Annotated in this window: 19 protein-coding genes; 9 read left to right on the forward strand and 10 right to left on the reverse strand. The window is 63.3% G+C overall.

Annotated features, from left to right (window positions below):
- From NR193_RS20370 to NR193_RS20395, 6 genes are all read right to left on the reverse strand, one after another.
- Window positions 1–991 (reverse strand): 2-oxo acid dehydrogenase subunit E2 (locus NR193_RS20370; RefSeq protein WP_256752570.1); only part of this gene is annotated, 991 nt, incomplete at its 3' end.
- A 3-nt stretch (window positions 992–994) separates the two neighbouring features.
- A complete protein-coding gene (locus NR193_RS20375) occupies window positions 995–1,993 on the reverse strand; it encodes an alpha-ketoacid dehydrogenase subunit beta (RefSeq protein ID WP_256752571.1) in 999 nt (332 codons plus the stop codon).
- Window positions 1,993–3,021 (reverse strand): thiamine pyrophosphate-dependent dehydrogenase E1 component subunit alpha, encoded by a 1,029-nt coding sequence (locus NR193_RS20380; protein ID WP_256752572.1) that lies wholly within the window; start codon window positions 3,019–3,021, stop codon window positions 1,993–1,995. Before NR193_RS20380 ends, NR193_RS20375 begins: the two co-directional genes overlap by 1 nt.
- Window positions 3,022–3,023: 2 nt before the next feature.
- Window positions 3,024–4,352, reverse strand: a complete 1,329-nt coding sequence (locus tag NR193_RS20385) for an NAD(P)H-dependent oxidoreductase (protein ID WP_256752573.1) — start codon at window positions 4,350–4,352, stop codon at window positions 3,024–3,026.
- Between the two features lie 261 nt (window positions 4,353–4,613).
- Window positions 4,614–5,141, reverse strand: coding sequence for a hypothetical protein (locus NR193_RS20390; RefSeq protein WP_256752574.1), 528 nt, complete (start codon window positions 5,139–5,141; stop codon window positions 4,614–4,616).
- A gap of 251 nt (window positions 5,142–5,392) precedes the next feature.
- On the reverse strand, window positions 5,393–5,947 hold the full coding sequence (locus tag NR193_RS20395) for a TetR/AcrR family transcriptional regulator (protein WP_256752575.1): 555 nt from the start codon (window positions 5,945–5,947) through the stop codon (window positions 5,393–5,395).
- A 145-nt stretch (window positions 5,948–6,092) separates the two neighbouring features.
- Between NR193_RS20395 and NR193_RS20400 the strand changes: the two genes are divergently transcribed.
- Window positions 6,093–7,433, forward strand: a complete 1,341-nt coding sequence (locus tag NR193_RS20400; protein ID WP_256752576.1) for an efflux RND transporter periplasmic adaptor subunit — start codon at window positions 6,093–6,095, stop codon at window positions 7,431–7,433.
- Window positions 7,430–10,513 (forward strand): efflux RND transporter permease subunit, encoded by a 3,084-nt coding sequence (locus tag NR193_RS20405; protein WP_256752577.1) that lies wholly within the window; start codon window positions 7,430–7,432, stop codon window positions 10,511–10,513. The genes NR193_RS20400 and NR193_RS20405 overlap by 4 nt, the downstream gene beginning before the upstream one ends.
- A 207-nt stretch (window positions 10,514–10,720) precedes the next feature.
- Here NR193_RS20405 and NR193_RS20410 read toward each other — a convergent pair whose 3' ends face one another.
- Window positions 10,721–11,182 (reverse strand): L,D-transpeptidase, encoded by a 462-nt coding sequence (locus tag NR193_RS20410; protein ID WP_256752578.1) that lies wholly within the window; start codon window positions 11,180–11,182, stop codon window positions 10,721–10,723.
- 352 nt (window positions 11,183–11,534) lie between these two features.
- Between NR193_RS20410 and NR193_RS20415 the strand changes: the two genes are divergently transcribed.
- The gene (locus NR193_RS20415) at window positions 11,535–11,867 is read left to right on the forward strand and encodes a hypothetical protein (RefSeq protein WP_256752579.1); all 333 of its coding nucleotides are present in this window, start codon (window positions 11,535–11,537) and stop codon (window positions 11,865–11,867) included.
- Between the two features lie 40 nt (window positions 11,868–11,907).
- Window positions 11,908–12,075, forward strand: coding sequence for a hypothetical protein (locus NR193_RS20420; RefSeq protein WP_256752580.1), 168 nt, complete (start codon window positions 11,908–11,910; stop codon window positions 12,073–12,075).
- Window positions 12,076–12,144: 69 nt separating this feature from the next.
- Here NR193_RS20420 and NR193_RS20425 read toward each other — a convergent pair whose 3' ends face one another.
- A complete protein-coding gene (locus NR193_RS20425; RefSeq protein ID WP_091578545.1) occupies window positions 12,145–12,831 on the reverse strand; it encodes a response regulator transcription factor in 687 nt (228 codons plus the stop codon).
- Between the two features lie 45 nt (window positions 12,832–12,876).
- Between NR193_RS20425 and NR193_RS20430 the strand changes: the two genes are divergently transcribed.
- Together NR193_RS20430 and NR193_RS20435 are read left to right on the forward strand one after the other, a co-directional pair.
- Window positions 12,877–13,650, forward strand: a complete 774-nt coding sequence (locus tag NR193_RS20430; protein ID WP_256752581.1) for a response regulator — start codon at window positions 12,877–12,879, stop codon at window positions 13,648–13,650.
- 142 nt (window positions 13,651–13,792) lie between these two features.
- Entirely contained in the window at window positions 13,793–15,880 is a 2,088-nt protein-coding gene (locus NR193_RS20435; protein WP_256752582.1) for a PAS domain S-box protein, read from the forward strand.
- Window positions 15,881–16,002: 122 nt separating this feature from the next.
- Here the strand turns inward: NR193_RS20435 and NR193_RS20440 are convergent, their stop codons facing one another.
- On the reverse strand, window positions 16,003–16,413 hold the full coding sequence (locus NR193_RS20440) for a hypothetical protein (protein ID WP_256752583.1): 411 nt from the start codon (window positions 16,411–16,413) through the stop codon (window positions 16,003–16,005).
- 514 nt (window positions 16,414–16,927) lie between these two features.
- On the opposite strand from NR193_RS20440, the gene NR193_RS20445 reads away from it, so the two are divergent.
- Window positions 16,928–18,130: an aromatic ring-hydroxylating dioxygenase subunit alpha gene (locus NR193_RS20445; RefSeq protein WP_256752584.1), complete on the forward strand. Its 1,203-nt coding sequence runs from the start codon at window positions 16,928–16,930 to the stop codon at window positions 18,128–18,130.
- A gap of 49 nt (window positions 18,131–18,179) precedes the next feature.
- Here the strand turns inward: NR193_RS20445 and NR193_RS20450 are convergent, their stop codons facing one another.
- On the reverse strand, window positions 18,180–19,598 hold the full coding sequence (locus tag NR193_RS20450; RefSeq protein WP_256752585.1) for an aminotransferase: 1,419 nt from the start codon (window positions 19,596–19,598) through the stop codon (window positions 18,180–18,182).
- A 257-nt stretch (window positions 19,599–19,855) separates the two neighbouring features.
- Here NR193_RS20450 and NR193_RS20455 point away from each other — a divergent pair, with 257 nt between their 5' ends.
- Both NR193_RS20455 and NR193_RS20460 read left to right on the forward strand, forming a co-directional pair.
- Window positions 19,856–20,773, forward strand: coding sequence for an ABC transporter permease (locus NR193_RS20455; RefSeq protein WP_256752586.1), 918 nt, complete (start codon window positions 19,856–19,858; stop codon window positions 20,771–20,773).
- Window positions 20,770–21,594 carry an ABC transporter permease gene (locus NR193_RS20460; RefSeq protein ID WP_256752587.1) on the forward strand — a complete coding sequence of 275 codons (825 nt, stop codon included), beginning with the start codon at window positions 20,770–20,772 and terminating at the stop codon, window positions 21,592–21,594. The genes NR193_RS20455 and NR193_RS20460 overlap by 4 nt, the downstream gene beginning before the upstream one ends.
- Window positions 21,595–21,609 lie beyond the last annotated feature (15 nt).

The following is a 21,609-nucleotide window of genomic DNA, read 5'->3' on the forward strand; positions in this document are numbered from 1 at the left end:
CGGGAATCGACACCGCAACGCCGACATCGGCATGCTTGTGCTTGACCATGGCGCTCTCGGTCCACGAGGCATTGGCATCCGGCACCGCCTTCAGCGCCAGCGCCATCGCCTTGATGACCATGTCGTTGACCGACAGCTTGTAGGCCGGCACCTCGCCCTTTTCGGTCTTCTTCATCGGCGCCGCCGCATTGATCTGCGTGCGTAGCGCCAATAGCGCATCGAGCTCGCAGTCGAGCGTCAGGTAGAAATGCGGGATGGTGGTCTTGGCCTCGACCAAGCGGCGCGCGATGGTCTTGCGCATGTTGTCATGCGGGACGAGCTCGTAGGAGCCTTCCTCGAACAGTTTCAGCACCTGATCGTCCGACATCGCCTTTACTGGCACGGCCGGAGCAGCGGCCGGAGCCCCAGCGGGCGCAGCCTTCGCGGCAGGCTTGGCGCCACCGCCGGCAATCGCCGCGTCGACATCGGCCTTGACCACCCGGCCATGCGGGCCAGTGCCCGATATGGCTGAAAGGTTCAGACCCGACTCACGGGCAAGACGACGAGCCAGTGGAGTCGCGCGGGTACCCCCTTCACCCTCCCCCTTGTGGGGAGGGTCGGCCGGCCTTCCGGCCGGGGTGGGGGTTGCGGCGGTGGGTTCACCCCCACCCGCGCCTGCGGCGCGACCTCCCCCATCGGGGGGGGAGGTGGGTGCTTCGGCCTTCTCCCGCTTCGCGCTATCGTTATCTTTTGCGCCCGTCCCATACGCTTCATCGTCGGCATAGATCCAGGCCACCGGCGCTCCGACCGGGATATCGACACCCTCCTTGCCGGTGACGTTACGCAGGACGCCACTGGCCGGCGCGTCGATCTCCATCGCCGCCTTGTCGGTCTCGATCTCGAACAGCACATCGCCCTTCTTGACCCTGGCGCCTTCCTCGGCAAACCAGCGCGAGATCTGTCCGGTCGCCATGTCCATGTCGACCTTGGGAAGAATGACTTCGGTCGGCATCGCTCAGCGAACCCCTTTCACGAGGTCGCGCGCGGCGGCAATGATGTCGGGGACCTGCGGCACCGTCGCCTTTTCCAGTTCGGGATTGTAGGGGATCGGCGTTTCGGCGCCGCCCAGCCGCACGATCGGCGCGTCGAGGTAATCGAACGCCTCGCTCTCGGCGATCATGGCGCTGACCTCGGCGCCGATGCCCAGCGTCTTGACCGCTTCGTAGACACACATCAGCCGCGACGTCTTCTTGACGCTATCGATGACGGTCTGCTTGTCCATCGGCCGGATGGTCCTGAGATCGACGACTTCGATGTCAATGCCTTCGGCCTCGAGAGCCGCGGCGGCTTCGAGCACCTTGTGCACCATGATCGAGGTGGCGACGATGGTGAGATCACGGCCCTCGCGACGGATGTCGGCCTTGCCGATCGGCACCGTGTAGTAGCCTTCCGGCACCGGGCCTTTCATCTTGTAGAGCAGCTTGTGCTCGAAGATCATCACCGGATCGGGATCGGCGACCGCCGCCAAAAGCATGCCCTTGGCATCATGGGGCGTCGCCGGCTGGATGACCTTGAGCCCGGGCACATGGCCGAGCCAGGCCTCGAGGCTCTGGCTGTGCTGGGCCGCCGCACCGGTGCCGGAGCCGGCGGGAAACCGCATTACCACCGGAACCGAAACCTCGCCGCCCAGCATGAAGCGCATCTTCGCCGCCTGGTTGACGATCTGCTCCATGGCGAGCGTGGCGAAATCGGAGAACTGGAACTCGAAGATCGGCCGCATGCCGGTGACGGCGGCACCCACCGCGACGCCGGCGCCGCCCAGCTCCGAAATCGGCGTGTCGATCACCCGCTCGGTGCCGTAACGCTCGACCAGATCGCCGGTGACCTGGAAGGCGCCGCCATAGACACCGATATCCTCGCCCATCAGGAAGACGCGTTCATCCATGTCCATGGCGATCGCCATGGCTTCCTGGATCGCCTGGGCGTAGCTCAGTTCACGCACCATCGCGTCCATCAAGCCTGCTCCGTATAGACATAATCCTGAATGGTGCCGATATCCGGAGACGGGCTCGCCTTGGCGAACTCGATGCCGTCGGCGATCTCTTGCGCCACCGCGTCACGAATGGCCTCGATGCCCTTGTCGTCGATGAAGCCGAATTCGCGCAGCTCGCTTTCGAACAGGGTGATCGGATCTCGGTTCGACATCCAGTCCTCGATCTCCTCCTTGGAGCGATAGCGATTGCGGTCGCTCTTGGAATGACCGCGATGGCGATAGGTCTTGGATTCGATCAGCGTCGGCCCCTCGCCAGCGCGGGCTCGGGCGACAGCCTGGTGCGATGCCTCGGCGACTTCGGAGAAGATGTTGCCGTTGACGATGACGCCGGGCATCGAATAGGCGGCAGCGCGGTCGGCTATGTTCTTGACGGCGGTCGAGCGGGCCGTCGATGTCGACATGCCGTAGCCGTTGTTCTCGCAGACGAAGATCACTGGCAGCTTCCAGATCGCGGCCATGTTCAAGGCCTCGTGGAAGGCGCCTTCATTGTTGGCGCCGTCGCCGAAGAAGGAGACCACGACCTTGCCGGTCTTCATCATCTTGGAGGACAGTCCCGCGCCAACGGCGATCGGGATGCCGCCGGCAACGATGCCATTGGCGCCGAGATTGCCCTTGGCGACATCGGCAATGTGCATCGATCCGCCACGACCCTTGCAGTAGCCGGTGGTCTTGCCGAAGAACTCGGCGAACATGCGCTTGACCTCGGCGCCCTTGGCGATGCAGTGGCCATGGCCACGATGCGTCGAGGTGATCTGGTCGTCTTCGGCAAGCGGCATGCAGATGCCCATCGCGCTGGCTTCCTGGCCGATCGACAGGTGCATGGTGCCGTGGATCAGGCCGCGCGTGTAGCACTCCTCCGCGCCCTCTTCGAAGCGGCGGATGAGGTACATCTTGTGCAGCACCTGCTTGAGCTGCTCGGCGCTGTACTGGCGATAGACGAAGGGCAGGTTGGCACGACTGTCCGCGACGGCTTTGCTGGCTCCGGCCATGATCACGCTCCCACGGTACCGTAGACGAGTTTGTCCTGGCGGGCGCGCAGTTCGGCGATCTTGGAGCCCGCCACGGGGGCGGCGTTCGCATAGGTGATGAGCTCGCCCTTCTTGATCGGCGCGGTCACCGAGCCGCCTTGCAGCAGGCCGCAGGGAATTGCCTTGGCGGCACGCGCCTCCGGCGCCGTCATGATCCAGGCGCGGTAGCAATATTCGCCGATCGCATCGAGCTTCTCGCCGGGCTTCATGTCCTTCTTGGCCACCGCGCAGACTTCGGCCACGGGCTTCGCCAGCGGCACCATGTCCGCCTTGCCGTAGAGCACGACGCGGGCGCAGGTCAGCGGCACTTCGAGCGAGGTCAGGTGATAGGGACGGTGGAAGGTGAAATACGGGCCCTTGCCCATCTTCAGATCTTCCATGCGCTCCGAGATGCGCGGATGCGACATGTCGGCGACGACGAACACGCCGGGCGCCACACCCTTGCCGATCGAGTAGTCGACGACGCCGACCCTCGACAGCACGCCGCCATCCTTCTTCGGCACCAGGACCTTGGACAATTCGCCGAGCGTCGCCGCCGGGCCGTGCATGCCGGCCTTGTCGGGAACCAGCCCGGTGGCGTTGGCGATCGCCGCCATCTCGACCATGGTCTTCGACCCGTCGACGAATTCGACCAGCATGCGCACGTTCATATGCCGCCGCTTCGCTTCCTCTTCATAGTCGGGCGGCGTGGCATCGATGTTGAGCGGATTGTTCTTGCCCTTGCCGGCGGCGACGATCGGATGGCCCATCGCCGAAACGAACTCGATCAGTTCCATGCAGGAGGACGGCTCGTCGCCCGCACCCAGCGAATAGGTGACGCCAAGCCGGTCGGCCTCGCTCTTCAGATAGGCGCCGATGGTGACGTCGGCCTCGACATTCATCATCACCAGATGTTTGCCGTGCTCCATGGCGCGCAGGCCAATCTCGGCGCCGACTGCGGGAACGCCGGTGGCGTCGATCACCACATCGATGAGGTCGTTGTTGATGACCAGGCTGGCGTCGTTGGTGACCGCAATCTTGCCGGCCTCCATCGCCGCCGTCATCGCCGAAGCGTTCGACACTTCGCGCGCATGACCGGTCTCCTGGAAGGCGATATCCACCGCCCTGCTGGCGGCGGGCAGGTTCAGTTCGGAAATGGCGCCGATCTCGATGCCGGACATATGGGCGACGCGGGTGACGATATCGGTTCCCATCTCGCCGGAGCCGATCAGGCCGATGCGGATGGGCTTGCCCGACTTGGCGCGATCCTCGAGATCACGGGCAAGGCCCGTCAACGAAACATTGGAAGCCATACCGCTCATTCCTCCCACATTGCAGGCTGTTCAATTGCCTGACGGGTATTGAACATCTGTATTTCTGTCAAGACTAATGTCCAATTTGCATGCGTTTAAGGCACTTTCCGGCGGCCCGGTCCGGGGGCAAAAAAGCGACTGGGAGAGCCTGGTCTCGTGCGACCCAACGGTTCGCTGGAAAGCGCGCGGCCCTGACGTCAAGTCAGGCGTCTGAATGCCGTCATTCCCGGCAAGGACAGCCGGAACTTGTTCGCTGGGCTGTCAATGCGCAAAGGCGGCGTCGATTGGGAAATCGTGGAAATGCACGACCACGCCATCCGCGTCGATGAAGATCACGGCATAGGCGGGCGGCTCGTGACCCAGGCTCCAGCTCTGCGAGAAATCGAGCGCGGTCTGGTGGTTGGTGCTGCGCAGCGTGCTGACGACTATGCCTCGCCAGCTGCCTGCGATCAGCCGATGGACGTGCCCGGCGAAGATATGACGGACATTGCCGTGGCGCAGCAGAATCGCGTGCAAGGCATCGGCATCGGCGAGCCTGACACGGTCGAGCTCGGGGATGTGAATCCTGAACGGAGGATGGTGCATGAAGAGAAAGGCCGGCTGATCGCGCGCCTCTTGCAGTCGCTCGTCGAGCCATTCCAGGCGCGCCGCGCAAAGCCTGCCCTCGACATGTCCGCTGTCCAGCGTGTCAAGCAGGATCAGACGGCCCTCGCGACTATCGACGACGCTCTGGACGAACCCGTTCCCGGTAGCGGCTCCCGGGAACATCTCGAGAAACCCGGTCGTCATGGTTGCCGAGCATCAGCCGGCAAGGCGGAACGAACCCTGCCAGTCTTTCCCTGAGCGCCGCATAGGCGGCGCGCTCGCCGTCATTGGTCAGGTCACTTGAGAGCCGGCGGCCTTTCAGGCGCCACCCGATCGCGTCTTCATTATCGCCGAAAACAGCGGATCGAAGGCACGGCTGATCGGTGCCGCCGCTGAGGTCGAGATGCTGGTAGAGCGAGGCCAGCGACGCGCGATGGGCCGCCGTCGGGAGCGCTTCAGGGAAGCATCGGCGACATAGAGCCGGCGATTTCCAGCAAGGACGATACGAGCAACTGGCGTTCGTCTTTCGACAGGACATCCGAATCGAAGAGGTTCATGCTGCGCAACCCCTCGATGGCGAGATAGCAGACCAAAAGCGACTTGAGGTCCGGCGTCTCTCCCTTCAGCCGCTCGAACAGCTGCCGCTTGAATGTCTTTATCGGCGTCATGAAATCGGGATCCTCGGCGATCGCCGAAAAGATCCAGGATGCGGACGGCTGCGTTTCCTCGCAGTCATTGGCCGACAGCCTGATATAGACGGCGAGCGGGTTTTCGCCCCTGTCGTTGGTGCGGGCGGATTCGAGCGCCTGCTCGAACTCGCGCAGATACTCCTCGACCAGCCCCTGCATCAATTTGGCCTTGGTCGGGAAATTGTAGAGGAGCCCGCCTTTCGATACGCCGGCGCGGCTGGCGACCGCATCCAGCGACAGGCTGCCGGGCCCGGTTTCGCGGGCAACATCGGCCGCCGCGGCAAGAATTTTCTCGCGCGAATTCGATCTTCGGGCTTTCATGGCGCCTCCCATCGCAAGCTTAGGCCCAATTGACAAGACCGTCCAGACGGTACAGTAAGACCGCCGTCATTTGAAATCGGGACCCGCAGTCGATATGTGTCCCGATGTCCGCGCTTCGCGCCGGATTTCGACCGAGGGGACTTCCTTGTTTAAGCGCATACTCCGTATCTTTCTCATCGTTCTGGTCCTGGCCGTGCTCATCGTCGTGGTCGGCGGCATTGTCGGCTTCAACTTCCTGCGCGACAACGGCATCAAGCAGTATTTCGCCTCGATGAAACCGCCGGCGGCGACCGTGTCGACGACGATCGCCAAGCCGTCGAGCTGGATGCCGGGCGTCGAGGCGATCGGTACGGTCAAGGCGGTGCGCGGTGTCGACCTGACGGTTGAGACCACAGGCATCGTCAAGGACATCCTTTTCCATGCCAACCAGAAGGTGGCGGCCAACGCGATCCTGCTGCAGCTTGACGACGCCGTCGAGCGTGCCGATCTCGACGCGCAGAAGGCGCAGGCCGCGCTCGATCAGACATCGCTGGCTCGCGCCATCGAACTGACCAAGCGTGGCGTCGGCTCCGACAGCACGCTGGACACCGCGCGTGCGGCTGCCTCGGCCTCCGCGTCTCAGGTCACCAAGCTCCAGGCGGTGCTCGAACAGAAGCAGTTGACGGCACCGTTCGGCGGCACGGTGGGCATTCCGAAGATCGACATCGGCCAGTATCTGGCGCCCGGCACCGCCGTGGTGACGCTGCAGGATCTCGACACGATGCGGGTCGATTTCTCGGTCCCCGAACAACAGCTGCCGCTGCTCAAGATCGGCCAGACGGTTCGATTGGGCCTCGGCGGTGGGGATATGCCGTTTGCCGGCGCCGTTCGCGGCATCGACCCGAAAATCGACGCGACCAGCCGGCTGGTGAATATCAGGGCGGAAGTCGCCAATCCTGACGGCAAGCTGACCCCTGGCCAGTTCGTGCAGGTGCGTGTCGAACTGCCCGAGGAGCAGAACGTGCTGACGCTGCCGCAGACGGCACTGACCACGAGCCTCTATGGCGACTACATATTCGTGGTACAGCCGGCAAAGCCAGCAGACGCGCCGGCAGCGCAGACGGCCAAGCCGGAAGAAAAGCCCGCCACGCCGGCGGCCGACAAATCGGCGGATACCAAGCCAGCAGATGCCAAGCCGGCCGACGCCATGAAACCGGCGGCCGATGCCGCGAAGCCTGCCGCCGACGCGGCCAAGCCCGCCGACAAGGCGGCCGCCGATGCGGCCAAGCCGGCGGCGGAAGGTGAGAAGCCTGCCCTGGTGCTATCGCAGGTGTTCGTCAAGCCTGGCCGCCGCAATGAAGGCATGGTCGAGATCATCGAGGGGCTGAAGGCTGGCGACGAGGTCGTCACCGCCGGACAGAACCGTCTCTTCAATGGCATGTCCGTCGCCGTCGACAACACCATCGACCCGACCAAATCGGCGAACAAGCAGGCCGACCAGCAATGAGCTTTTCCGATCTCTTCATTCGCCGGCCTGTCCTTTCCACGGTCCTTGCCTGCATGATCCTGCTCCTGGGTTTCCAGGGCATCTTCAACCTGTCGATCCGGCAGTATCCGAAGGTTGATGAAACGGCGATCACCATCACCACGGCCTATCCGGGCGCCAGCGCCGACCTGATCCAGGGCTTCATTTCCGCCCCGATCGCGCGCGCCGTCGCCTCGACCGAGAACATCGACTACGTCACCTCGTCGAGCCGACCGTCTTCCAGCACCGTGACGGTGCAGATGAAGCTCGGCTCCAACCCGGACGTCGCGCTCACCGAAGTGCTGTCCAAGGTCCAGGGCGTGCGCGGCACCTTGCCGGACGCCTCCAAGGACCCGGTCATCGTCAAGGGCACCGGCCAGCAGTTCGCGATGATGTACATCTCGATGCAGAATCCGAACATGACGAAGGAGCAACTGACCGAGTATATCGAACGCGTCATCAGGCCACGCATGTCGACGGTCGAAGGCGTCGCCGACGTGCAGATCTTCGGCGCGCAGGAATACTCGATGCGTGTCTGGATCGATCCCGTCAAGCTTGCCGCGCGCGGCGTGACGGCATCGGATGTGCTGACGGCGATCAACAATTCCAACTTCCTCTCCGCGCCCGGCAACACCCAGAACGAATATGTCGTCTCCTCGATCACCGTCCGCTCGACGCTGCAGACGCCGGAGGCGTTCGCGGAGCTGCCGCTGCGCTCGATCGACGGCAATGTGGTGCGCCTGCGCGACGTGGCTCGCGTCGAACTCGCCGCCGCGAACACCGATACCAGGGTCAGCTTCAACGGCAAGCCCGGTACCTTCCTGGCCATCTTCCCGACCCCGGCGGCAAATCCGCTGACCACGGCTGCGGCGCTCACCAAGCTCGTGCCGCAGATTCAGGAGACGCTGCCGAAAGGCATGACGATCGAGGTCGTCTACGATGCGACCGGGCAGATCAGCGCCTCGATCGAAGAAGTGTTCAAGACCATCGCCGAAGCGGTTGCCATCGTCGTCGTCGTCATCCTGCTCTTCCTTGGCTCTTTCCGATCGGTGATGATGCCGATCATCACCATCCCGCTGTCGCTGATCGGCGTCTGCTTCCTTTTGTTTGCGGTGGGTTATTCGATCAACCTTCTGTCCCTGCTGGCCATGGTGCTGGCGATCGGCCTTGTCGTCGACGACGCCATCGTCGTGGTGGAGAACATCCATCGCCACATGGAGGAAGACCACATGTCGCCTATGCAGGCGGCATTCAGCGGCATGCGCGAAATCGCGTCGGCCATCGTCGCCATGACGATGACGCTTGCTGCCGTGTTCGCGCCGCTGGCCTTCACCGGCGGCCTGACCGGCGCGCTGTTCCGCGAATTCGCGGTCACACTCGCCGGCTCGGTGGTGCTGTCGGGCGTCATCGCCATCACCATCACCCCGATGATGTCGGCACGCCTCTTGAAGGCCGGCACGCCCGGCCGCTTCCAGCGCATTGTCGACGGCACCTTCGCACGGGTCGAGCATGTCTATGAGCGGGCCGTCACCGGCTCGCTGAACTATCGTCCGTTGACCCTGATCATCGTGCTTGCGCTTGTCGGCGTCACGGGCTTCATGTTCACCAAGACCTCGACCGAACTGGCGCCGGAAGAGGATCAGGGCTTTCTGCTCTCGATCGTGACCGCGCCGCGCTATGCGACGTCCGACTACACCGAGACATACGTCAACCAGATTCTCGGCCTGGTGAAGGACATTCCGGAGACGCGGGCGCAGTTCTCGGCCGTTGCCTTCGGCGGCACGACAAACAGCGCCTTCGTTGGCTTTGCCTTCAAGGACTGGGCGGAGCGCAAGCGCAATTCGAAGGAACTGCAGGCCGACATAACGGCTCGTATCGCCAAGGTGGCGGGTGTCCAGGCCTTCGTCTTTGCGCCGCCGACGCTGCCGGGCTCCGGTGGCGGCCTGCCCATTGCGATGGTGGTGCGTTCGACCGGCGATGCCTCCGAGGTCTACGAGGCGGCCGAGCAGATCAAGAACAAGGCGCAGGCCTCCGGCCGCTTCATCGTCGTGCAGAATTCGATGGCCTATGACGCGCCGCAGGTGACGGTAACCATCGACCGTGACCGCGCCGCGGCGCTGAACCTACCGATCGCTGATATCGGGCGGACGCTGACATTGCTGGTCGGCGGCGCCGAAGTGGCACAGTTCGACCGCGACTCCAACAGCTACGACATCATCCCGCAGGTGCCGCAGGAGTTCCGCGACAATCCCGAAAAGCTGGGCCAATACTTCGTGCGCAGCGTGACGGGCGAGATGGTGCCGCTGTCGGCGGTGGTGAAGATTTCGACAAATGCCTCGCCGGCCGCGATCGAGCAGTTCAACCAGCTGAATTCGGCGACGATTTCCGCGCTTCCGCTGCCCGGCGTCACCACCGGCGATGGATTGAAAGCCCTCGAGGACATCGCCAGGGAGAGCCTGCCCGACACCTTCTTCATCGACTACTCGGGCCAGTCCCGGCAGGAGAAGGAACAGGGCAATACCATCCTGATCGCCTTTGCCGCCGCCGTTCTCGTCATCTATCTGGTGCTGGCGGCGCAGTTCGAAAGCTTCCGCGACCCGCTGATCATCATGATGGCGGTACCGCTGTCCATCTTCGGCGCGATCGTGCCGCTCAATCTGGGTCTGGGCACGCTCAACATCTACACGCAGGTCGGCCTGATCACGCTGATCGGCCTGATCACCAAGCACGGCATCCTGCTGGTCGAGTTCGCCAACCAGCAGCGCGAAATCCACGGCATGCGGCGGCGCGACGCCATCATCGCCTCGGCCAAGGTGCGCCTGCGGCCGATCCTGATGACGACGGCCGCGATGGCGCTTGGCGTGGTGCCGCTGATCGTTTCCAGCGGTGCGGGTGCCGCGGCCCGCTATTCGATGGGCCTGGTCATCTTCACCGGCATCCTCGTCGGCACCATCTTCACGCTCTTCGTCGTGCCCATGTTCTACACCTTCATCGCCAGCAAGGACCTGCCTCATCTGGCCGAGAAGCCGGATCCCAAGCTGATGCCTGCACTGCCGACCTAGGGCAATCTCAGGAAAAGTGCGTGGCGGTTTTTCCGTCCGGAATTGCGTAAGGACAGACGACAAACAAAAAGAGGCCGGAAAATTCCGGCCTCTTTTTTTGGCTGGGCTCGATACCGCCGGTTTGAGCTACGCCCAATACCACCGGTTTGGACACTTCCGGCGGGAGCCATGAGAAGCGCACGGCGGTAAGCCGGCCTTCGCAGCCTGCTACTTGACGATGACGATGCTGGTGTTGGTCGGCCCGAACGTTTCGACAAGCTGGTAGAAATCGGCGGCGTTGTCGGGATGCAGCCGCACGCAGCCATGCGAAGCCGGCTGGCCGAGACGTTTGATCGCGTAGGTGGCATGCACCGCATAGCCGCCGCTGAAGAAGACCGAGTGCGGCATCGGCGCGTTGTCGTACTTCTTCGAATACCACATCTCGTGCATGCGCGTCGGCTTGAACGAGCCGGTCGGCGTCACATGCGCCTTGTCGCCAGTGGAAACCTTCCACGCGAAGGTCGGCCGGCCATCGACCGAGACTTCCATGATCTGCTGTGAAAGCGAAACGCGCGCCACGATCTTGTTGGCGGCGTGGGCAGCGCCTGAGCCGGCGCCGAACAGAAGTGCAGCACCCGTCAGGGCGGCGGCGGTGATGTGGATGAGCTTGGCGGAAATGGCGGCGTTCATGATGTCCCTCTCTCTGCCGGGCTTGGCCGGCTCCAAATTCGATGGCCGCTTATCCCGGCGTCATGTTTCGGGCAGATTTCGCAAAATGCTCGTTTGTGTTTCGAATATGTTTCCCGTGGTTAACAAACGGAACTGTTCGCGGCGTCGAAAAGAGAGGATCGATGCCATCTGCCGGCGAGAGCCGAGCCAGGAACATAGTGACTTGCCCTTAAACGAAAGTGCGAATTTCCTGCATACGAAAGAATCACCGTCAGTTTCGAAACCAAACTGCAACAAAGCGCAGCTTCAGGCGGCATGATCTGGAAACAGCGCGCCGTCAGAGTTGACGTAACGAAAGCAGACGGCAACGACCATGGGAACGAAATCGAACACGCAGTCCTGGTTTCTCAGGATCAGCATCGCGGCAGCAGCCATTGGCGGCGTCGGCACGATCGCCGGCAGCCCGGCTGGCAAGCTCGCGGCGATGACCTCGAGCGAAGTTTCAACCCTGCACACCGCCCTGTTTTTCGCCACGGTCTGGATTGTTTCCAGCCTGCGCATCACCCGGCTCAAGGCCCTCTGGCGGGTCGGCCTTTGGCTGATGAGAATGCGCGGCCCCTCCGGCTACTTGCTGCCGAGAGGACCGAGTGCCCGCGCCGCGATGGGGGGCTCCACCGGCGGCGCGGGCACTTCGGAGGTTTCCTGAAGCGACCTGCAACACATTCATTTTTTGGGGAATTGCCACGATGAAAACGAAATTCGCAGCTTCGGTGCTTTCCGCATTGCTTTACGCGCAGGGCCTGCTCGGCTTTGCCGGCCTCGCCACCGTGCTCCTCAGGGACCGCGCCCATGCCAGCGAACTCACCATGGGCAACGCCATGCCCATGGGGCCATCGCTTCTCGTGGTGCGCTAAGCTTCGGCGGCATCGGGCCAAGTGGAAAATCCGATGCTCAGCCAGGGAAATAGCGCGAGCGCCCGGCGGTCAGTCGTCGAATTGCCGCGGCGGATCGAACCGGTAACCGGCGCCGCGTATGGTGATGATGGTCTCGGTATCGAGCTTGCGGCGCAGCCGCACGATGCGCGAATCGATCGAGCGGTCGAAGGCGTCGGCGTTTTCGGCTGGCGCCGCGGCGATGATGTCGTCACGCGTCAGCACCTTGCGCGGACTGGCCAGGAACAGCCTGAGCAGCGCCACCTGACCCGGCGAAAGCTGCTCCTCCGTGCCGGAGCGATGCATGACCATGGCCGACCTCAGATCGACGGTCGCATTTTCCAGCACAATCAACTCCTGGGCGGGCCTGCCGCGCCGCGCAAGCAGGCCGCCGACACGGGCGGCAAGCTCCCTGACATTGAGCGGGCTTTCGACGACATCGGCCGCACCCAACTCGAGCGCCAGCACCTTGTCGACAAGATCGGCCGGCCGGCAGATCAGGATGAAATCCGGCCCGTCCTCGCCGCCATGGCGCCGCAGCAGATCACGCCCTTCCGCCTGGCTGAGGCTGTCGCCAACGACGACGACCTCGATGCCTTTCCCCGAGAGCAGCGATTCGGCTTCCCACGGCTGCCGCGCCTGCCGCACATCGTGGCCACGCCGCTCGAGATGGTCGGCGAGTTCGGTCGCGACCACTTCGGCAACGGAAACAAGCGCGATGACGGATCGTGCGGCCATGTTTTCCAACCGTTCCCTGGCAACCAGATATGAGTGCTGGACATCATGTTTATACCCAATCTACTTTCCACTGAAAGTGGGAGCGAGAGCATCGTGCGGGCAAGAATTGTCATCGTCGAGGACGAGCCCGATCTGAGGGACGCGGTCGCCGAGTATCTCGGCGCCGCCGGCTTTGACACGGCCACCGCTGAAAGCGCTGCCGCGGCGCGGACCCTGCTCGAAACGCAGTCGTTCCACCTTGCCATTCTCGACATCGCCATGCCGGGCGAGGACGGGCTCTCGCTCGGCCGCTGGCTGCGCTCGCGGCTGCCGATCGGCATCATCTACGCGACCGCCGCCGGCACCGCGCTCGACCGCATCGTCGGGCTGGAACTCGGCGCCGACGACTACATCGTCAAGCCATACGAATTGCGCGAGGTGCTGGCGAGAGTCCGCAGTGTGCTGCGCCGCGTCCCGCAGCCGGCGGAGCTCCAGGACAAGAAGGCCAGGACGGACCGCCGTTCCGTTTCTTTCGGTCCCTTCCAGGCCGATCTCGACGGCAGGCTGGTCACCGGCGCCAACGGGGCGGTAATCGACATGGCCAAGAGCGAATTCGACGTGCTGGAGGTTTTCCTGACGCGCGCCAACCGGCTGCTGACGCGTGCTGCGATCTCCGAGGCGATCGGCTTCACCGAGGACCCTGAATCATCGCGCGCGGTCGACATTCGCATCATGCGCCTGAGGAAGAAGATCGAGACCGACCCGGCCAACCCGAAATTCCTGCGCACGGTGCGCGGTGAAGGCTATATCTTCTCGTTGCCGGCCGGCGACGGCAACTGAGCCGCGCAACGGCTGGGTGAGAAGGTTTGGCGTTCAGGCGACCTTGGCGGGTCCCTGCGCCGGGAATTTTCAAATCCGGACCCACCAAATTCCAAAGTTTGCTAATGTGGATCTCGATGACGGCTGACCATGACTGCTGACCATGACCGCTGACGCAGCACGCACGGACATGCACGGCGCCCGGCAGGGCGCGGCGATGGCGGCCGTGCGTGTCGTACGACGGCTTCGCGAGGCCGGCGACTGGCAGCGCGAGATGGAGGGCATCCTCGAAACGCTGTGCCGCGCCATGGAATGCCAGCGCGGCATCCTGTTCCGCTTGCGCGAGCTGCCCGGCCAGGGTTTCGCCCAGTCGGTCGCCGCCTACTGGATCGACCCCGATTTCGGCGGCGAACTGGCGTCGCCCACCGTCATCATGCAATCGATCGTCAATTCGGACCCGCTGCTGGAGCGACTGGCCGAGGACGAACGGCAAGGCAAGATCTTCTCCGGGCACACGCGCAATCTCGAAGGCTTCCTGAGAACCGATTTCGAAAAGCAGAACATCAAGTCGTTCCTGTCGGTTTCCGTCTTCGCGCATGGCCATCTCTGGGGCACTCTGGCCGTCAACGATTGCGTCGACGAGCGAGAGTGGACCGACGAGGAAGAGGCGACGCTGCACATCATCGCGCTCGCCATCGGCGACGCCATCGAACGCTCGCCCTCCGACGCCCATGCCAGCGAGGTCATCCGCCGCACCATGCTGCAGGCCTCGCTCGACGCCATCATCGTCATTGACGAGGCCGGATCGATCATCGAATTCAACCCGGCCGCCGAAAAGATGTTCGGCTTCCAGCGCAGCGACATCCTCGGCAAGGACCTGCTCGATACCGTCGTGCCGGAATACTACCGCAAGGGCTATTCGTCGGGCGCCGACTATATGTCGGGCCGCGGCGCGCCGATGGTCGGCCAGCGACTCGAGACCGTGACGCAGAATGCCGCCGGCGAGGTGTTTCCGATCGAGCTGACGGCGACCGAGATGCGCGTCGCCGACCGTCGCCTAATCTTCGGCTCGATCCGCGACCTGCGCGACAGGCTGCGCGCCGAGGAGGAGATCAACCGGCAGCGCGAAAAGCTGCATCAGAACGAGAAGATGGCGGCGATGGGCTCGCTGCTGGCCGGCGTCTCGCACGAGCTCAACAACCCGCTGGCCGTGGTGGTGGCGCAATCGACGCTGCTGCACGAATTCGCCTCGGATCCGCAGACCAAGGTCCGCGCCGAGAAAGTGCGTGCCGCCGCGGAGCGCTGCGGCCGCATCGTCAAGAGCTTCCTGTCGATGGTCCGCCTGCATCCTGCGGCGCACGCCGAGACCGATCTCAACCAGGTAATCCGCGCGGCACTCGAGGTGACCGCCTATGGCGCGCGATCGAGCGGGATCATTATCGACACCGATTTCGCTGCCGGTCCGCTGCTGGCGATGGCCGACGCCGATCATGTGACACAGGTGGCGGCCAATTTCCTCATCAACAGCCAGCATGCGCTGGCCGGCGTAGCCGGCGACCGGCTGATCAAGGTGCGGACCTTCCGCAGCGAGCTGGGCAAACCCGGCTTCTCGGTCGAGGACAATGGCCCTGGCGTGCCGGAAGCGATCCGCAACCGCATCTTCGAATCCTATTTCACCACCAAGCCGGTCGGCGTTGGCACCGGCATCGGCCTGTCGATCTCGAAATCGATCATCGAGCGGCACAATGGCAATGTCTGGTTCGAGGAAGTACTGCCGAGAGGGGCGCGTTTCGTCGTCCAGCTGCCGGCCATTTCGGCTGGCATCGTCATTGCCGGCGAGAACCAGCCGCGCTCGAGCGGCTTGCGCCATGCCTTGATCATCGATGACGAGCCGGATGTCGCCGGCTCGCTTTCCGACATTCTCGAATTGATGGGCATCAAGTCGCGGATCGCGCCCGTCTGGGAATCGGGGGCAGCCACCCTGGACGGCCATATGCCGCCGGACATCGTCTTTTCGGACCTGCGCATGCCCGGCACCAGCGGCATTGCAATCTATCGGGAGCTGCTTGCCGAAAGGCCTGGATTGGCCCGGCGTTTCGTGCTGGTCACCGGCGACCTGATCGGCGCGAAAGCCGAAATCGAGGCCCTGCCGGCGCAGCAGCGGCCGCAGATCCTGGAAAAGCCGTTCAGCACGCTGGATGTGCGCAGCGTGCTGTCCGCCATTGCCGAACAGGCGACATCCACGGGATAGAAAAAAGGCTCCCGGCCGACATGCGGCGGGAGCCGAAGGGAGCGCTGGAGGAAGCGCTCGGGGAGGTCAGAGCATGGTCCCCGAAGTGGGAACCGAATTTCGGGATCATGCTTCGACAAAAATCAGAAAATATTCGGCGTGTTGGTCAGCGGCGCGGCGTTGGCGATCATGCGGATGGCGCGGGCCTTGTGCGTGCCGGACTGCTCGGCGATGGCGCGCAGGCAATCCACGCTCTCGGCGCCCCAGGACTGCCCCTTGCAGGCGAAATCGATCGCCGGCACCGGCAGGCGCGCGGTCTTCGTCGTTGTCGATGCGCCTTCGACGATGTTGGCTGGCGGATTCAAGGAAGCGAAGGCTGGCCCGACCGTCGGGGTGAACGCCATGCCGGCGAAGGCGCAAGCAGCCAGCGCCATGAACATCGCCATGGGGTGGTCGCTGGCGCGCTGGCGCAGTGCCAGTTTCGGGCGGCGGTCAGCGCGCTCTGGAGCCTGGAAGCGGCGCTCGGCGCTGGCGATCTGGACTTTCGCATGCATCGTCGTTCCCTTCGTCAATTTTCTTTTTTCTATAAAACGAATTTAACCGCACTTGGTAACGGGCGAATGATACGTAAGGGATGCCCGTGTAACAGTTCCGAAACAATGAATACGGGCATATCCGGGCAAAATCGGTCATTTTCCGATGCATTGGTTCGTTTGCGAAGCTGTTTCATGTGCGCGATCAAGATGTTGCTGAGCTATCGATCTCAGGTAGCAAAGCCCAAACTCAGCCAGTCGAACTATGAGCGACCTCACACTCCTGCCAGCGAAGCACATTTTTTTTGCGGGAAACGGGCGAGATTTTTCCCACATCGAGCGTTGATCCCGACGCAGAAAGCTCGCTCCACAACTCATGTTAAGGCTCGGAATTCCCGGGGTTTTCCTCGGCCGCGCCGGTTTCAGGGTGGGCCCAATGAGAGCTCAGGCGAGCTACGTATTTCCACAAGCCATTGCATTTCAATGAAAAATATGATTTTATTGAATAGTCATTCAATAAAAAGAAGACCCACCCATGAACCCGCACCTCCGTGACGTGGCGATCCCCAATGATTGGGACAGGCGAGGCCTGCCGGGCTGGAGTTATCACTCCGACGCCCTTCTCGAACTCGAGAAGGAGCATGTCTTCCGCAATCACTGGCAGATCGTCGGCCACGTCTCCGACCTGCCGAATGCCGGCGACTATCTGACCATGGACGTGGTTGGGGAGCGGGCATTGATCGTGCGCGGCAAGGATGGCGTGGTGCGCGGCTTCAACAATATGTGCCGCCATCGCGGCAGCCGCGTCGTCGCAGACAGCCAGGGCAATTGCAAGAATGCGCTGGTCTGCCCTTTCCATGGCTGGGTCTACAATCTCGACGGCACGCTGCGCGGTGCCGCGCGCCCGCGCTCCTTCCCCGATCTCGACAAGACCGAGTTCGGCCTGATGCCGCTCGACCTCGAAGTCTGGATGGGCTTCATCTTCATCCGCTTCCGCAACGGTGGCCCACAGCCGTCGGTCGCCGAACTGATGAAGCCGATCGAGCCCGAATTCGCGCATTACAAGGCCGCCGACATGGTGCCTTCCTGGGGTATCTGGACCCAGAAGACCCCGGTCAACTGGAAGTCGGTGCGCGACGTCGACAATGAAGGCTACCATGTCGCCATGGCGCACCCCGCCTTGCAGGACCTCTACGGCGCCACCTATTTCGACGAACCCTTCATCAATGGCGTGTCGCGCTCCTTCGCCACCTACAACCCACATGCCGGCCGCCGCTGGAGCGTCAGGAACTATGTCAAGATCGCGCCGGAGCCGGCGCATCTGCCGGACTATCTGAAGAAGGCCTGGGTCTATTACGGCATCTTCCCCAATGCGGTTATCTCGGTGATGCCGGAATCGGTGCAGTTCTATCAGGAGTTTCCGCTGTCGACGGGTGAGACGCTGCTGCGCGGCGCCATCTACCGCTACCGCGACGAGAGCCGCGAGCAGGCCGCCGCCCGCTACCTCTCCTTCCGCATCGACCGCGATACGATGTCGGAAGACGTGCAGCTCTCGGTGTGGTCGAACGAATCCATGCTGTCCGAGGCCTTCGAGGGCTTCTACCTCTCGGATCTCGAATACGGCGTGCGCACCCACCACGACCACCTGCGCAAGATGCTGCCGGTGCTCGGGCTGGAGACCGCGCCCGAGGAGAAGGACATGTGGAATTTGAACGACGCGCTCAGGTCGCGGTCGTAGTCACGAAGGGAAAGCTGGCGATCTCCCCCACGCGGGGGGAGGCCGTCCGTCATCCCCGCCACACCCCTTCTTTCCTGAGATCGTCCATCGTGCGCGAAATGCCTTCGCGCAAGATGCCGACCATGTCGTCGATCTGCTCTCGCGAAATGATCAGCGGCGGCGACATCACGCACATGTTGATCAGCGGCCGCACCAACAGGCCGAGTTCATGGCAATGCGCGTCGATGCGCTTGCCGACATCCTTGTCGAGCTGCAGCGGATCCTTGCTTTCGCGGTCCGCAACGCATTCGACGCAGCCCATCAGCCCCATGCCCCGCACCTCGCCGACCAGCGGCAGCTCTTCCAAGGTCTTCAGTTGCGCCTGGAAATAGGGCGCGACCTCTCGCGTGTGGGCAAGCACACCCTCCTCCAGCAGATCGAGGTTCTTCAGCGCCACGGCGCAGCCGATGGGATGACTGGTGTAGGTCAGGCCATGGCCGAACATCGCGTCCGGATGGTTCGAACGCCGCAGTTCCTCCAGCAGACGCTCCGAGATGATGACGCCGCCGAGCGGGAAGTAACCCGAGGTAACGCCCTTGGCGAAGGTGATCATGTCCGGATCGATGCCGAACGCGTCGCCCGAGGCGAAGACATGGCCTAGCCGGCCAAAAGCCGTCACCACTTCGTCGGAGACATAGAGGATGTCGTTGTCGCGGCAGATCTCGCGGATGCGCTTGAGATAGCCGTCGGGCGGCACGACGACGCCACCGGATGCCTGCACCGGCTCGCCAACGAAAGCGCCGATCCTGTTGGCGCCGACGCGGGCAACCGTATCGCGGAACTGATCGACGAGGAAATCGGTGAAGGCGGCAAGGGCCATGCCCTTCGGACGGCGGAACGGATCCGGCGAAGACAGCTTGATCACCAGTTCGTCGGCGCCGTCCATCCAGTCGCGGTCGCGCGGGCGGCCGTTGAGCGAGGCCGACAGATAGGTCGAGCCGTGATAGGCGCCGCCCCGGCTCAGGATCAGCTTCTTTTCCGGCCGGCCACGCACATTGTTGTAGAACTGCATGAAGCGCAGCGCCGTCTCGACGGCCGAGGAGCCGCCGGTGGTGTAGAAGACGTGGCTGAGATCGCCCGGCGCATGGCCGGCTATGCGCATGGCAAGTTCGGCCGACGGCGCGTTCATCGTGTACCAGGGCGTGTTGTAGGACAGCGCCATCGCCTGGTCGTACATCACCTTGGCAAGCTCCTCGCGGCGGTGGCCGACATTGACGCACCACATGCCGGCAGGCCCGTCGATCAACCGTTTGCCGGTGCTGTCGGTGATGTAGATGCCGTCGCCTTCGCCGATCAGCGCGCGCGCCTCGGCACCGACCGAGCCGGCGAACGGCCAGGGCTGGATGAGATGGCGCTTGGCCAGTTCGACCGCATCGTCACCGCCGACCTCGGTGGTTTCCGTCGCTCTCAGATCCCGTACAGCTGCCATCATTGCCTCGCATGCCCAGTGACAAATCTCCATCAAGACGAAGGTCGGCGCCAAGCTCTGAGATGCCGGCTTTCTTCACTTCATTTTGAATGGTCGTTCAATCAATATCGCAGAATTAGCGCTTGATTTCAATGCGCGGATGCGCGCATGATCAAAGAAAGCCGGCAAGGGGAACAGAGAGCCGGCACCAGCACGATGGGATGCCGCATGGCGGGAAAGTCCAGGCCAGCAACCGCGATCACCCCCGGAGCCCTGCAATGACGGCGGCTGCGGAAGGGTCGCCCCCGTTGCGCATGACGCGGGCCAGACGAAATGCCCTTCTGCAGTCCGAACCCGTGCAGGGTCTTGCCCTGATCAGCCCGACCCTTGTCTACGCGCTCATCCTTCTGGTCCTGCCGATCCTGGTGGTCATCGCCCATTCCTTCTGGACGCAGCACTACCTGACCATCGACCGCAGCTTCACACTGGAGAACTACCGCATCGCGCTGACCGAGCCGATCTACCGGGATCTGTTGTGGCGCTCGCTCTACATCTCGCTGACGGTCAGTCTGCTCACCGTCCTGCTGGCCTATCCGATCGCCTATTTCATTTCCTTCCATGGCGGCCGCCACAAGAGCCTGTGGCTGTTCCTCATCACCATCCCGTTCTGGACCAGCTATCTCTTGCGCGTGATGTCGTGGAAGGTCATCCTCGGTTACAATGGCGTCCTCAATTCCGGCCTGATGGGCCTTGGCATCATCGACGAGCCGTCGACGGCGCTGCTTTACAATTCGAGCGCCGTCATCATCACGCTCACCCATGCCTGGGCGGCCTTCGCCATCCTGCCGATCTTCGTTTCGCTGGAAAAGGTCGACCGCACGCTGGTCGAGGCGGCCAAGGACCTTGGCGACGGCCCCTTGCGTTCGTTCCTGCGCGTGACCTTGCCGCTGTCGGCGCCGGGCGTCATCTCGGCGGCGCTGATCGTCATGATCCCGACCGTCGGCGATTATGTCACGCCGAAGCTCGTCGGCGGCAAGGACGGCGTCATGATCGCCAATGCCATCCAGGCGCAGTTCGGCAAGGCCTCCAACTGGCCGCTGGGCGCTGCCCTTTCCGTCACCACCATGGTGATCGTGACGCTGATGGCGGGCGCCACGGTGCTGATCATCCGCGCCATGCAGAGGCTGGCGCGATGACGCCGGTGCGGCGCTTCCTGGCCGGCGGCTGGCTGCCGGCCTACGCGTTCCTCTATGTGGTCTTCCTCTATCTACCTGTGATCTTCCTGCCGATCTTCTCGATCAACACGGCGGCGACGCCGAAATTCCCGCTCACCGGCTTCACCTTGCATTGGTACGAGGACCTGCCGCGCACCCCGGCCCTGCTCGACGCCGCCTGGAACAGCCTGATCGTCGGCGTGTCCGCCGCGATCCTCTCCACCGTGCTCGGCATCCTCGCCGCCCGTTCGATCACCCGCTACCGCTACCCCGGCCGCCGCGCCATCAACGGCCTGATCATGGCGCCGCTGGTGCTGCCCGAGGTGATCGTCGCCATCTCGATGCTGCTGGTGATGCTGCAACTGGGCTTGAGCCTGTCACTCTTCACCGTGGTGCTTGGCCACGTGCTGGTCTGCATCCCCTATTCGATGACCGTGCTGACGTCCGGCTTCGAAGGCTTCGACCGCAGCCTGGAAGAAGCCTCCGCCGATCTCGGCGAGAGTGCCTTCGGCACCTTCCGGCGCGTGACGCTGCCGATGGTGGCGCCGGCCATCATCTCCAGCCTGCTCGTCTGCTTCACCATTTCGCTCGACGAGTTCATCATCGCCTTCTTCCTGACCGGCACCGAAGCGACGCTGCCGATCTACATCTGGGGCCAGTTGCGCTTCGCGGCGAAACTGCCAGGCGTGCTGGCGCTGGGCACGCTGTTGCTGGTTGCCTCTTTCCTGCTGATGACAATCGCCGAAATCTTGCGTCGCCGTGCCGCCAGACGCACCCAGAGCGAGGGAGGCCTCTATGTCTGAGCAGCCGCAGAGCGA

The organism is Mesorhizobium sp. Mes31 (genome assembly GCF_024519675.1).
Lineage (GTDB): Bacteria > Pseudomonadota > Alphaproteobacteria > Rhizobiales > Rhizobiaceae > Mesorhizobium.